A 13,652-nucleotide genomic window follows, 5' to 3' on the forward strand; every position below is an offset into this window, starting at 1 on the left:
CGAGGAATCAACCGATTTCCTGAAACTCCGCCACCAATACAGACGTTTAAACTAATAAGTTGTAGAAATCAAATGAAACCAGGGAAACAATCTCAAGTAGCACTGTTTAATCATAAAAAAGCCGCTGATTTGCAAAAAATGTCTTCTGGGCTTTATGGAGAAGATCAATTTTTAGGCAGCAACAAAACCGAGACAGAAGAGTTAACTTTTTGGGAAGTTTGCCGCAGTCGCTCCATCTTAGTAATCGGCGTAGCAGCGGCAGTGACTACCGGAGTTTTCGCCTGGACACTGAATCAAAAAAGCGAGTACGAAGGGCGCTTTCAATTATTAGTAGAACCAGCCGTTACGCAAAATACTTTAGCCAAAATTTACTCGGGTGAGCTGAAACTGCAACCAGCGGCGCCCGCGACGACAGAAAATGCTGGTTTTGACTACGAATCGCAAATTCAAGTTTTACAAAGCCCGCAAGTAATGGCGCCGATTGTTAAAGAGTTGCAGGCTAAGTATCCTGACATAAATTACAACTACCTCTTGAACCAAAAAGCAGATAATTTGCCGTTTTCTCAGGAAACTAGGTTGTCAATTAATCGATTCAAAAATACCAAGATTATCGAAGTTAGATATCGGGATTACGATCCGAAAAAAATTCAGTTTGTTTTGGAAAAAGTTGCGCTAGGCTACCGCAACTACAGCGTGCAAGATACCACAACTCAAATTAGTCAGACTCTGGATTTTGTAAAATCGAAAATTCCCAATCAGCAAAAACGCCAACAAGCTCTGCAAACAGAAATTCAAAAGTTGCGGCAGCAGTACAATTTCATCGACCCGCAAATTCAAACGCAACAACTCGCGCAGCAAATCAGTGAACTTCAAACGCAAAGATTGGAAGCGCAAACGCAGCTCAATCAGCAGAGATTGCTCTATTCCAATCTGCAAAATCAGCTTGGATTAAACCAGAAGCAAGCGCTGATGGCCTCGGCTCTGAGTCAAGCTCCCCGCTATCAAGGGATGCTGACTCAATTGCAGCAATTAGAAGGGCAAATTGCGATTAACTCGGCTACGTTTACAGACGAAACTCCGCAAATGCAATTGTTGCGAGAACAGCGCAAAAACCTGATTCCTTTATTGAAGAAAGAAGCCCAACAAGTTCTGGGAACTGATTTGGCTAAGGTAAATTCACAAGTGCTGGCTTTTCAAGATCCGGTGCGGATTAAGTTAATCGAGCAGTTTATCGGTACTGCTAATTTAATTCAGGTGCTGGGCGTGCGGAATCAAGTTTTGGAACAAGCTGCTAAGCAGTTGAATCAATACTCTCAAAAATTCCCGGTGATTTTGCGGCGCTATTCCGATTTGCAGCGCGAGTTGGACGTGACTAACAATACGCTGAATGGTTTGCTGGCAAAACAGCAAGCTTTGCAGCTTGAAGCTGTGGGCAAAAAAGAGGTGGCTTGGGAAGTTATTGCTAAGCCTGAAATTCCGCGTTACAAAAATGGCGAGTTGATGGCTGTTGCTCCGATTATGCCTTTGAATTTGGCTTTGGGGGGATTGGCTGGTATGCTGTTTGGTATGCTGGCGGCGCAGTTGGCGGAACGGTTTAAAAATAAAACGGTGTTCCAAACTCCAGAGGATGTTAAACAGTCGATTCGCCTGCCTTTGTTGGGGGTAATTCCTGCTAGCGATAAAATTTTGAGACTTCCTCCTGCTGAGACAAGCCCGGTGGATGTGGCAATTTCGCCGATGCCGACGGATGCTTTTCAGGAAGCTTTTCGATCGCTCAATGCGAATATTCGCTTACTAAACGTTGATACTCCGATCAATTCTTGTGTAATTACTTCTTGTCAAGTAGGTGATGGCAAGTCTACGGTAGCAGTAAATCTGGCGCGGGCGGCGGCGGCAATGGGGCAGCAAGTGCTGTTGGTGGATGGGGATTTACGGCGCCCGCAGGTACACGAAATGCTGGGTTTACCGAATTGGCAAGGCTTGCACAATGTGATTGCTGATGATCTGGATGTGCAACAGGTGATTGTGCGATCGCCCCGCGATGAAAATTTGTTTGTGTTAACTTCCGGCCCGGTTCCTTTCGATCCCACAAAGGTGCTTTCTTCCAAAAAAATGCAGCATTTAATGGCAGCTTTGTCAAGTCATTTTGATTTAGTTATTTACGATACTGCACCACTTTTGGGTTTGGCGGATGCGAATTTGTTGGCGGCTCACACTAACGGATTGATGCTGGTAGTGGGGCTGCATCAAACTGAGCGGGAGGCGCTGTTGTTGGCTTTTGAAGATTTGAAAATGGCGGGAATTCCGCTGTTGGGAATGGTGGCGAATAACGATAAAGGCAGCAGGTATTACTATCAGTCTTACGTGCAGGATTACGTTCAGGAACAGTCTGTTTGAGGGAGAGGAATTGAGAAATGTTTAGTGGAACAGGCCGTCGGGCCTGTTCTTGAGAATGCAAGGCGGGCGGGACACCCGATCAGATATTTATATTTCCTCCATCTTGCACCTTTAATTGTGAATCAAGCTGTCTGGGGCGGGCGGGACGCCCCAGAAGAACATTTAACTTTTGTGGAACAGAACAGGCCGTCTAGCGTGTTCTGGTGATTTGTGCGTGATTTCAGAAAGACAAATTTTCTTAAGATTTGCGATCGAGACTCTGAACTATAATAAAAAGTAGAGAAATTTAAACAAATCGCGGCACTTGCAACTTAGCAAAATCTGAAAGAAAACGTGGCTGGTAAATTCCTATTTTGTAATACCTTGATACAACTCCCTGCCTCGGCTCAAAACTAGCAGGGAGTTTTGTGTTTTTCACACAGGAGATGAAACAATGGCTATTGCTACTATCAACCCGGCAACGGGAGAAACGCTGAAAACTTTCGAGCCGATCGCGGATGAGGTAATCGAAGCTAAGCTGGAATTAGCACAGCAAGCTTTTAAAAAATACCGCCAACTGCCGTTTGAGCAGAGAGCTCTGTGGATGCAGAAAGCTGCAGACATCTTGGAGCGCGATCGCGAAATTTACGCTGAAATGATGACTCTGGAAATGGGTAAAACGCTCAAATCTGCGATCGGCGAAGTCGAAAAATGCGCCTTAGTTTGTCGCTATTACGCCAAAAATGCCGCTCAATTTATGGCAGACATACCGGCAACCACTGACGCTAGCAGCAGCTTTGTCCGCTACCAACCGCTAGGCGCTATTTTAGCCGTTATGCCGTGGAACTTCCCATTTTGGCAAGTTTTTCGGTTTGCGGCGCCGGCGCTGATGGCGGGCAATGTCGGCTTGCTTAAACACGCTTCCAACGTGCCTCAGTGCGCTTTGAAAATCGAAGAAATTTTCAGGGAAGCTGGCTTTCCCGAAGGCGTTTTTCAAACTTTGTTAGTGGGCGCCGACAAAGTAGGCAATATCGTTGCGGACGATCGTATAAAAGCAGCAACCCTCACCGGTAGCGAACCAGCGGGTGAAAGTTTGGCAGCAAATGCGGGCAAAAATTTGAAAAAAGTAGTGCTGGAATTGGGAGGAAGCGACCCATTTATTGTGATGTCGAGCGCCGATGTAGCAGCAGCTTTATCAACTGCTGTGACATCCCGGATGCTCAATAACGGTCAATCTTGCATCGCCGCCAAACGCTTTATTTTAGCAGAAGAGATAGCCGACGAATTCATCACAGGATTTGTCGAAAAATTCGAGCAATTAAAAGTAGGCGATCCGATGTTGCCAGAAACCGATATCGGCCCTTTAGCTACTCCCGCCATCCTCAAAGACTTGGACAATCAAGTGCAAAATTGCATCCAATCGGGAGCAAAAATTCTGACAGGTGGCCGCCCATTGTCAGAGAAAGCCGGCAATTTCTACTTGCCAACTATTCTGACAGATATTCCGCCGAATGCCTCTGCCCGTCAAGAAGAATTTTTCGGGCCCGTAGCTTTAGTATTCCGGGTTGCAGGCATCGAGGAGGCGATCGAACTCGCAAATAGCACATCTTTTGGCTTGGGTGCGTCAGCTTGGACTACAGTAAACTCAGAGAGCGATCGATTTATTTCCGAACTAGAGGCGGGCGCGGTATTCATCAACGGTTTAGTAAAATCCGACCCTAGATTGCCCTTCGGCGGTATCAAACGCTCCGGTTACGGACGCGAATTGAGCATCCAAGGAATGCACGAATTTGTTAACATAAAAACAGTGTGGGTGAAATAAGCTCCCACTCTCTCAACCGATCGCACAAATCTACATAAGTCTGCGTTTATCTGCGTTTATCTGCGGTTAAAAATTCCCATTTAGTATTTTTGCGATCGGTTGAAAAAGACAAAAAAACCATTAACCGAGGAGAGAAACGGAAATGAACACAGCTCAACTATTGGTAAAATGTTTAGAAAATGAAGGCGTCGAATACGTCTTTGGACTTCCCGGAGAAGAAAATTTAGAAGTTCTAGAAGCCCTGAGAAACTCTTCAATTAAATTTATTACTACTCGCCACGAACAAGGCGCCGCATTCATGGCAGACGTTTACGGTCGTCTCACCGGCAAAGCCGGCGTTTGCTTGTCCACCTTGGGCCCTGGGGCAACTAACTTAATGACAGGAGTTGCTGACGCCAACTTAGACGGCGCTCCTTTAATAGCAATTACCGGACAAGTCGGCACAGACAGAATGCACATAGAATCGCACCAATATTTAGATTTGGTCGCCATGTTTGCGCCAGTTACTAAGTGGAATGCTCAAATTGTTCGCCCCAGCACGACGGCAGAAATTGTCCGCAAAGCTTTTAAAGTAGCTCAAAGTGAAAAGCCGGGAGCAGTTCACATTGACTTACCTGAAAACATCGCAGCCATGCCTGCTGAAGGAGATCCGCTCACCAAAGACAACCGCGAAAAAACTTTTGGCGCTTACCAAAGCTTGAATAAAGCCGCTGTGGCAATTTCCAAGGCAAAAAGTCCTCTGCTTTTAGTAGGAAACGGTGCGATCCGCGCTAACGCCAGCGATGCTTTGACACAATTTGCTACTCGATTGAATATCCCTGTAGCTAATACTTTCATGGGCAAAGGTGTGATTCCTTACACTCATCCTTTGGCACTGTGGACGACGGGCTTGCAAAAACGCGATTACATTAGCTGTGCTTTTGAAGAAACGGATTTAGTGATTGCTGTTGGCTACGATTTGATTGAATATTCCCCGAAAAAGTGGAATCCTGAAGGAAAAATTCCGATTATTCATATTGGAGCTCTGCCAGCAGAAATTGACAGCAGTTATATTCCTCTTATAGAAGTTGTGGGGGATATTTCTGATTCTCTCAATGAAATTTTGCAGCGTGCCGATCGCATGGAGAAAGTAGACCCTTTTGCTAAGCAATTGCGGGCGGATATTCGGGCTGGGTACGAACAATATGCAGCCGACGACGGTTTCCCGATCAAGCCACAAAAACTCATTTACGATTTGCGGCAAATCCTGGACCCGGAAGATATTCTTATATCTGATGTCGGAGCTCACAAAATGTGGATCGCGCGGCACTATCATTGCGATCGCCCGAATACCTGTTTGATTTCCAACGGCTTTGCGGCGATGGGAATTGCGATTCCGGGTGCGGTAGCTGCAAAACTCGTTTATCCCGATCGCAAAGTAGTAGCCGCCACCGGCGACGGTGGTTTTATGATGAATTGCCAAGAGTTAGAAACTGCTTTGCGAGTCGGTACTAATTTTGTGACGCTGATATTTAATGACGGCGGTTACGGGTTAATTGAATGGAAGCAGCAAGATTATTTTGGTCATTCCGATTTCGTCAAATTTGGCAATCCCGATTTTGTGAAATTTGCGGAAAGTATGGGTTTAAAAGGCTATCGAGTGGAATCTGCAACAGATTTTATTCCGATTCTGAAAGAAGCCCTTGCTCAAGATGTCCCTTGCGTGATTGACTGTCCGGTAGACTATCGGGAAAATGCGCGTTTCAGTCAATTATCTGGGGATATGAGTTGCAATTTGTAAGAGTAGCTAGAGCCTCGGCTTCTTTAATAAGTCGGGGTTCTAATAATGGACATTATTCGAGATAGAGTTTTGTAGCTTGTTTAAGATTGGCGATCGCTTCTTCTATGGTTTCGCCTGGGTCAACCGTGCTGACTTCAGGACATTCGGCAATGTACATATCTTCTTCTTGGTAAATGATGCCTGTGAAGCTTGGATTTTTCCTTATAATTTTCGCTTCCATTTAGATAGGGCTCAAGCTAGCATCCGGGCGTGAGCAATTTCTCTATCACCTATGAGACGGACTTGGGAGCTAAAGAGTGAAATAATAGCTAATGTTTTCCCCGTCAAGGTAACAAATTCTACTTCATATCCTACCCCACCTTGATGTACTAAAACAACAGTGCCAATATCGCCTTGGCTTAATTTTTTTTCTGGGATATCAATTGTTAAAACAATGCTGTCAAGTTCTTGAATCATTTTATTTTTTAATCTGGTGGATAGGCACTTACTAGCCTGGGAGTGTCGCCTCCGGTTTCAATAAACCAAACAGAACGCACAAAGGGTTTTCTGCCATCTGCTGCTAGCATTTCTTCTTCAATAACGTACCGACTGCCAAAAGGAGATTCTTCAATTTTAGCTAATTCATGGTCGGCGGCATGACGCAGCAAGGCCGTTGCCATGATTTCCCAAGCATCAACTGAAAAGCCAAACCGTAAAAAAAATTTTGCTTTGCTTTTCCCGTCGCGGTGGGTGAGTGAGAGCAGATATTCGGTAATTTTCTTTTCAGGAACGACTGCTCTTTCATAATTGGGCAGTTTCAAGCACTCTTTCCAAAGCTTACTCTTGTATATTAACCAGAGTGGAGGCGATCGGTCAAGCAGGGGCGATTACCTACGGGATAGCTGCGCCTCGCGTGCTTTTTGACAAGTTGGGATGTAAGGGCGATCGCTATTACGTCAGTCATTATTCCGCACTGTTTGCTAGAATTATTTAAGTCAGCTATAAGGACGGCTATGACTGAAGCTATCTCAACAAAAAATGAATATCAAATAACTGTGAGTTCTCCAGTTTGGCAAAGAGTTGAGCAAATTGCCGCAGAATTTAACTTGTCAGTTTCGGAACTATTGGAACAGATAGGCAAAAATCAACTCAAAGTTGTTGCGGTTCCCGGTAATTCAGTAAAAGTGAGTGAGCAAGATATTGCAAATGCTTTTATTTGGTTAGCCGCCCAAACTAATGTAGCAATCAACGCCTACAAGCTACAAAAACTTATATATTACGCTCAAGCTTGGTATTTAGGAGTTTACGGAAAGCCACTATTTGATGCAGATTTTCAAGCAGGGATTCACGGGCCGGTTATTCCTGATTTATTAGAAAAGTATCAACGCCAATTTAGTTGGGAACGCATTACAGAGAAAATCGAACAACCGAAAATTCCCCAAAAAGTTGGGCAATTTATCGAAGAAGTTGCGGAGGCATATTTTGAGTATGATGATGAAACTTTGGAACGAATGATTTGCAGTGAAATGCCTTGGCTGGAAGCGAGAGGAGATTTGCCGAGAGACGAATCTTGTCATGGGATTATTTCTCACGAATCGATGAAGAAATATTATTCGGGCCGTTTCTTCTCTAAATAATATAAGGGCGATTCCCTACGGGATAGCTGCGCCGCGCGTGCTTTTTGACAATTTGGGATGTAAGGGCGATCGCACTTTTTCAGCTTCAAGTATTCGGATTAGCTGTTACCTGCGTGATGTACGGGATAATCAGGTCAAAATCCTTACGGATTTCTGCCAGTTGTTTTACCTAAGTATGAGAAGCATAAATCACTTCCTCTTACTTCGGGCGATCGGTTGCAATTTGCTTCTCAATCTCTCCGTAGAGTTTTATTTTAACTTGTCGGATTTGATATGATGCGTTTTTTCAGTCAATTCAGACCTAGTTGAGTTTTTGGCTACTTAAACTAATATTTAAGGACACTAACTAAGAAAGAGCCTATTTTTTGATTGTTTAGCGACACGCCACACTTCTCTCTAAAATATCATCACTTCAAACCCAATAATAAGGCGATTCCGCCGATCGCACCAACTACCCCCACAACAGCCCGAAGGCTCACTTTTTCGCCCGCCAGCACCGCTAAAGGCAGTATAAATAGGGGACTGGTAGAACTGAGTGCTTGAGCGATTGCTGCGGGTGCATATTTCAGCGAAGTCTGTTGCAGAAAAATTCCGAGATAGGTTCCTAAAAAAGCTGCTATAATTATTGCACCTAATAGTTTTGGCGCTTTTAATTGTTTGAAACTATCAAGATTTTTTGGGTTCAAAAAGCATAGCATAACTGCCATGCCGCCGCTCAAACGCAAAGCCGCAGTCCACAGGGGATCAATATCTATTTGAGTGAAGGCGGCGCGGGATAAAATAGCTCCAGCGGCGTGGGATGTTTGTCCTAATAAACTAATGGCTAATCCTTGCCAAAGATGTTTTGATGGTAAGGTTGTTTCGGCTGTTCGTTCTGCAATTACCCACGCTACGCCGCAGATTGTTAAAAGAATGCCAGTACAAGCAATGGGCGATAACTTTTCTTGCAAAAATATTAAGCCCAATAAAGCTGTTAAAGGGGGAGATAGGGTTTCTAAAAGCAGCGTTCGCCTCGCGCCTAAATATTTTAATACGATAAAGAAAGCGGTGTCTCCGATGCCAATTCCTAGGGCGCCGCCGATCAGCAGCATTGCTAAAATATTAGGGTTGATTGCGGGTAAGGGTTTACCTAAAATTAGTACAGTGGCAAGGAGCATGAAAAGGGCGATCGCGCCTTTGAGCAAGTTTAGCACCACTGCGGGGATTTGCTGTCCCACTCGCTGCCAGATGGTGGAAGATAGAGCCCAGACAAATGCAGCGCCTAAAGCGGCGATTTCACCCATAAAATTTGTTGACTGTTGACTGTTGACTGTTGACTGTTGACTGACTAACGACTAACGACTAATGACTAATGACTAATGACTGTTGTTACCGATGCCCGATGCCCGATGCCCGATGCCCAATGCCCGATACCCAATATAAATTAGGGTTCCAGACTTATCATCTGAAACCCTATATTTATTAAGCTTCTTTAGTAGTGGGCGGGGAGAGAATCGAACTCTCATACCGTAAGGTGTCAGATTTTGAGTCTGATGCGTCTACCAATTTCGCCACCCGCCCTTTTTATCGGTTTCACCATCATAAAGCGCCGATCGATTTTTGTCAAGCAAAGATTCATAATCTTTTGAACTGGCCCAGCGATCGATCTCTCTGGCGCGCAATACTGGTACAGGATGCGACAACTGAGCCGTTTGAGCTTGTTTGAGCATTTCTCCCAGTTCCGTGCTGCTGAGGTCGTCGTAGGCTCGCGCCTGGGCCAAAAACTCATCGACATTCAGTTTCGGAGCTAAAGTCGGCGAACCTCCTGCCAGTTTCATCAACAACGATGCTACCACTCTTGGGTCTTGGGTGGCGAGCAAGGCGGCGCGATCGCACGTAAATTCCGCACACCGCAACCATTCCAACATTTGCGCCTGCAAACCCTGGGCGAGCACGGCTCCCACCGGCGAAATTTGGCCGGCGGCCAACACAATTAAATTAGCCAGAGTCAGGTAAACTCCGTGTTCGCACTTCAAATGCCCCAACTCGTGAGCAATTACTGCCTTAACTTCCTCATCTGTGAGCAAATCAATCAGAGAAGTGTGCATCACCACAAAAGGCTGTTTTCCCCGCATCGCGAAGGTGTAAGCATTCGGCATCGGATGCTGGCGGACATAAAGCTGCGGCGGTTCCAAATCCAGAGTTTTGCAGGCATCCAACAACAATTGATGCAGGTGGGGCAATTGATTTTCCCCGACTTGGACGCTGGAAGCCAGATTTTCCAGCATGAAAAACTGTTCGCCCAGTTGTCCCAGCAACTGCCGCACCATCAAATCCAGGCCGGGCAGTTGTTTGAGAGTGCTGGTAGCTTCCAAGTCTAGGGGGTGGCGAAACTGGTCTGCTTTCAAACCGATGAGCGGTATGTTCGACATTTTAATCCTGAGTCATTAGTCATTAGTCATTAGTCATTGGTCATTGGTCATTAGTCATTGGTCATTGGGAATTGGGAATTGAGAATTGGGAACTGGGAATTGGGAATTTTCTTCCTTCTTCCTTCTTCCTGACATCCGTTACATCCGCTACAGAATCCGTTGCCGAACTTCCTTTTTCCTTCTTCCTAATGACTAATGACTGCTGACTAATGACTAATGACTAATTAACAGTTTAAACCCGATCGCACGGGATTGACAGGAGCCTCAGCAGTCGCCGGGTCTGTACCCTCTTTCACGCGTCGCAAATTCGCGCCCAATTTTTGCAGTTTCACCTCTAACTGCTCGTAGCCGCGGTCTAAATGCTGCAAGCTGCTGATGGTGGTGACACCATCGGCTGCAAGTCCCGCTAACACTAACGCCGCCGAAGCCCGCAAATCTGTTGCCACTACCGGCGCACCCGACAGCCGCGACACTCCGCGCACAATCGCGACATTGCCTTTAAGGCGAATGTCGGCGCCCATGCGGTTGAGTTCTGCTACGTGGCGCAAGCGATTCTCAAACACGGTTTCTTTGATCAAGCTGTCGCCCTCGCTCAGCGTCAGCAAAGCCATAAACTGAGCTTGCATATCTGTGGGGAAACCAGGGTAAGGCAGAGTTTCGATGTCTGTGGCCGAGTGAGTTTGGCCGGGAACTATCCGCAAAATGTCGGGGGATTCTGCAATAATTTTCGCCCCAATTGTCTTCAATTTGGCAATGACTGCGGTCAGGTGGTCGGGAATTACCGGCGACAAACTGATTTCGGAGTGAGTGATGGCTCCGGCTACTAAAAATGTTCCGGCTTCAATGCGATCGGGAATAATTGGATAGTCTACCGCGTGCAGCTTGGGAACTCCCGAAATGACGATCGTATTCGTGCCAGCGCCTTGAATTTTTGCTCCCATGGCGCAGCAGAAATTCGCCAAATCTGCGACTTCCGGCTCTTGAGCCGCATTTTCAATCACGGTTTCTCCTTGGGCCAGAGTCGCCGCCATCATCAAAGTTTCAGTTGCGCCAACGCTGGGGTAGTCCAAATAAATTTTGGCTCCTTTCAGGCGGCGGTTCGGCCCTTTGACGTAAGCGTGAACGGTGCCGTGGTCGATGTGGACTTCGGCACCGAGGGCTTGCAAACCGCGAACGTGGAGTTCAACGGGTCGGGCACCGATGGCGCACCCACCGGGCAAGGGTACTTTGGCAAATCCCAAACGCGCTAGCAGTGGGCCGATAATAAAGAAGCTCGCCCGCAGTTGGCTGACTAATTCGTAGGGGGCTTGAGCGTCTATGAGGTTGCTGGCGTTGATGTCTAAAACGTCCCCGTGCTGCTGTAATTTGACTCCTACAGCCGAGAGAATTTGCCCCATGCGGGCGACATCGACTAGACCGGGAACGTTGCGGAGACGGCAATCCTCTGGGCATAGCAGGGCTCCTGCCATGACGACTAAGGCCGAGTTTTTGGCGCCGCTGATTTTGACGTGTCCTTTAAGGGGCTGGCGACCCCAAATTTGCAATACTTGTTGGTCGCTTTCAGGTGAAGCTGGCAGGTTAGATGAGTTCTGAGCTGGTGTAATGGGTTTGCCCTCCATAATTCGCTTCGTTACTTTATACATTATTAATTTTGGTTCGATTTTACCGGAAAGTTTTTATATGTCTAGGGGTGACATTTGGAATTCCGGGAATTATATTTGCTGGAATTCAATCGGGACAAGGCTTTCAGGTTTAATCGCACAAATAATGTCGATCGAGTCTCATGAAATTATCTGTATCAAAATTTACGTTCATTTGTAGCGGTCGCTCGGATCACAGATGTTATAGCTTTGTCAACGATCTTTTGAAGTAAAAGCCGGCTGGGTTGTTGACAAAGGTGTAAGATATCTGTTCGATCGACAATGCTAGAAAGTTAACACATTGTCGATCGCCCCATTGCCTGTGCTAACCTGTGACAACAACCTAGAGTAAAACTTAAGTGCCAAATACTTTGCTAAACTTATTCACAGTTAATCACCGAGAGGAAGTTTCATGTTTGCTGTCAAGCGGGCGCTAAAATTAAATAACAAGGAAGCGACGTTGATGGCAAAACACGCAGGATTCCGGCGCGTAGTTTTCAATTTTGGGTTGAGCCTGCGAACTCAAATGTACAGTGAGGGGAAATTTACCGACTCGAAGGTACTCAACGAAGTCAAGAAGGTTCTCACCAATCACGTCAAGAAAACGTCTGAATTTGCTTGGATGAACCAGTTGTCTAGCCGAGTTTATCAAAACGCTTTGATTGACTTAAAAGATGCTTTTAGTCGATATCGTTCGGGGAAAGCAGGTCATCCGAAGTTCGCCAGCCGGCGAGACGGTCAATCTTTTACGGTTGATTCATCTAACGGTAAACTTTTGTTAGTCGCTGGTAGCACTATCAAGATTCCTACGTTGGGAACTTTTCGACTTTTTGAGCCGTTAGAATGTGGTTTTATTTCTCAAACTTTTACGGTTTCAAAAGAAGGTAATCGCTGGTTTGTTTCCTTTTGTGTGGATGCAGAGCGCCTGCCCGGTGGGCAGTCTGAAGGTTCTGTAGGAATTGATGTCGGCATCAAGTATGCGGCCACGCTATCAACCCAACAGAGTTTTGATGCACCAAAGCCGCTAAAGCAAGCGAAAACCAAGCTTGCTACTTTACAGCGCCAAGCATCTAAACAGGTAAAAGGCTCTCGAAATCAGCGCAAAACCTACAACAAAATTAGTCAGATCCATGCACGAGTCGCTCGTATTCGCTTAGACTTCCTTCACAAGTTAACAACTTACCTAGCTAAAACTTTCAAGCTAATTAAGATTGAGAACTTGAATGTTCAAGGAATGATGGCGAATCATAAGTTAGCTGGAGCAATATCTGACCTGGGATTTTACGAATTCAAACGTCAGCTCGACTACAAATGCCTTATGTATGGAGCTAGTTTAGTGCTAGTAGACCAGTGGTTCCCTAGTACGAAAACTTGCTCAAATTGTGGCACAAAAAAAGATATGCCACTAAGCGTTCGGACTTTTGACTGTCCTACTTGTGGCATATCTTTGGAGCGGGATTTTAACGCAAGTTTGAATATTTTAAATTGGGAACCCTCGGCTTGAGGGGAATAGCCTACTTATCTTGGGATTAGCCGTCTACCCAACAGCGTAGGAAGTGAAATCGAATTGTGTCTAAAAATGAGTTTAGACAAGTTTAGATAAGTTTCACGAAGCAGCCAAAGCTACTCCTAGCATATGGTTCACATTAAACGGATCGAACTGACTAACTTTAAATCTTTTGGCGGCACGACGGCCATTCCCGTGCTGCCCGGTTTTACTGTGGTTTCCGGGCCCAACGGTTCTGGGAAGTCCAACATCCTCGACGCTTTGCTGTTTTGTCTCGGACTTTCGAGTTCTAAGGGAATGCGGGCTGAACGTTTGCCGGATTTGGTGAACAGCGCCCAAAACAAACGCGGTACGATCGAAGCTAGCGTGACTGCGACTTTTGCGTTGGAAGATGTGGGGGACGAATGGTTCGCCCAGGATGAAGATGAGGAGGAAAATGCAGCAGATGAGTTATCTGTTGAAGCAGAGGAAGTCGAAGGGATAGAAATTGCCGAAACTCA

The 13,652-nt window shown here is 45.9% G+C and carries 12 protein-coding genes and 1 tRNA gene; 6 read left to right on the forward strand and 7 right to left on the reverse strand.

Annotation, left to right across the window (positions count from 1 at the left end):
- Nucleotides 1-72: 72 nt before the first annotated feature.
- The 3 genes from QUA88_RS11205 (at nt 73) to QUA88_RS11215 (ending at nt 5,978) form a co-directional block, all read left to right on the forward strand.
- On the forward strand, nt 73-2,397 hold the full coding sequence (locus QUA88_RS11205; RefSeq protein ID WP_333210362.1) for a polysaccharide biosynthesis tyrosine autokinase: 2,325 nt from the start codon (nt 73-75) through the stop codon (nt 2,395-2,397).
- A gap of 433 nt (nt 2,398-2,830) precedes the next feature.
- On the forward strand, nt 2,831-4,198 hold the full coding sequence (locus QUA88_RS11210; RefSeq protein WP_333271718.1) for an NAD-dependent succinate-semialdehyde dehydrogenase: 1,368 nt from the start codon (nt 2,831-2,833) through the stop codon (nt 4,196-4,198).
- A 142-nt stretch (nt 4,199-4,340) separates the two neighbouring features.
- On the forward strand, nt 4,341-5,978 hold the full coding sequence (locus tag QUA88_RS11215) for an acetolactate synthase large subunit (RefSeq protein ID WP_333053376.1): 1,638 nt from the start codon (nt 4,341-4,343) through the stop codon (nt 5,976-5,978).
- A gap of 52 nt (nt 5,979-6,030) precedes the next feature.
- Here the strand turns inward: QUA88_RS11215 and QUA88_RS11220 are convergent, their stop codons facing one another.
- From QUA88_RS11220 to QUA88_RS11230, 3 genes are read right to left on the reverse strand one after another with little or no spacing between them, the layout of a single operon-like run.
- Entirely contained in the window at nt 6,031-6,198 is a 168-nt protein-coding gene (locus QUA88_RS11220) for a type II toxin-antitoxin system HicB family antitoxin (RefSeq protein WP_333053375.1), read from the reverse strand.
- An 11-nt stretch (nt 6,199-6,209) separates the two neighbouring features.
- Nucleotides 6,210-6,434 (reverse strand): DUF4926 domain-containing protein, encoded by a 225-nt coding sequence (locus QUA88_RS11225; RefSeq protein ID WP_333053374.1) that lies wholly within the window; start codon nt 6,432-6,434, stop codon nt 6,210-6,212.
- A gap of 8 nt (nt 6,435-6,442) precedes the next feature.
- The gene (locus QUA88_RS11230) at nt 6,443-6,778 is read right to left on the reverse strand and encodes a DUF6883 domain-containing protein (RefSeq protein ID WP_333053373.1); all 336 of its coding nucleotides are present in this window, start codon (nt 6,776-6,778) and stop codon (nt 6,443-6,445) included.
- A 192-nt stretch (nt 6,779-6,970) separates the two neighbouring features.
- Between QUA88_RS11230 and QUA88_RS11235 the strand changes: the two genes are divergently transcribed.
- Nucleotides 6,971-7,594, forward strand: a complete 624-nt coding sequence (locus QUA88_RS11235) for a type II toxin-antitoxin system antitoxin SocA domain-containing protein (RefSeq protein ID WP_333053372.1) — start codon at nt 6,971-6,973, stop codon at nt 7,592-7,594.
- 407 nt (nt 7,595-8,001) lie between these two features.
- Here the strand turns inward: QUA88_RS11235 and QUA88_RS11240 are convergent, their stop codons facing one another.
- The 4 genes from QUA88_RS11240 to murA all read right to left on the reverse strand — a co-directional run bounded on the left by QUA88_RS11240 (nt 8,002) and on the right by murA (nt 11,648).
- The gene (locus tag QUA88_RS11240; protein ID WP_333053371.1) at nt 8,002-8,877 is read right to left on the reverse strand and encodes a DMT family transporter; all 876 of its coding nucleotides are present in this window, start codon (nt 8,875-8,877) and stop codon (nt 8,002-8,004) included.
- A 195-nt stretch (nt 8,878-9,072) separates the two neighbouring features.
- A tRNA-Leu gene (locus tag QUA88_RS11245) sits at nt 9,073-9,154 on the reverse strand.
- The gene (locus tag QUA88_RS11250) at nt 9,133-10,005 is read right to left on the reverse strand and encodes a M48 family metallopeptidase (RefSeq protein WP_333053370.1); all 873 of its coding nucleotides are present in this window, start codon (nt 10,003-10,005) and stop codon (nt 9,133-9,135) included. The genes QUA88_RS11245 and QUA88_RS11250 overlap by 22 nt, the downstream gene beginning before the upstream one ends.
- Nucleotides 10,006-10,229: 224 nt before the next feature.
- Nucleotides 10,230-11,648 carry a UDP-N-acetylglucosamine 1-carboxyvinyltransferase gene (murA, locus tag QUA88_RS11255; RefSeq protein ID WP_333271724.1) on the reverse strand — a complete coding sequence of 473 codons (1,419 nt, stop codon included), beginning with the start codon at nt 11,646-11,648 and terminating at the stop codon, nt 10,230-10,232.
- Between the two features lie 409 nt (nt 11,649-12,057).
- On the opposite strand from murA, the gene QUA88_RS11260 reads away from it, so the two are divergent.
- Together QUA88_RS11260 and QUA88_RS11265 are read left to right on the forward strand one after the other, a co-directional pair.
- Nucleotides 12,058-13,149, forward strand: a complete 1,092-nt coding sequence (locus QUA88_RS11260; protein ID WP_333053367.1) for an RNA-guided endonuclease TnpB family protein — start codon at nt 12,058-12,060, stop codon at nt 13,147-13,149.
- Between the two features lie 132 nt (nt 13,150-13,281).
- Nucleotides 13,282-13,652, forward strand: a 371-nt coding sequence (locus tag QUA88_RS11265) for an AAA family ATPase (RefSeq protein WP_333053366.1), incomplete at its 3' end; no start/stop codon positions are given.

This window comes from Microcoleus sp. D3_18_C2 (assembly GCF_036702395.1).
In the GTDB taxonomy this organism is placed as follows: Bacteria; Cyanobacteriota; Cyanobacteriia; order Cyanobacteriales; family Microcoleaceae; genus Microcoleus.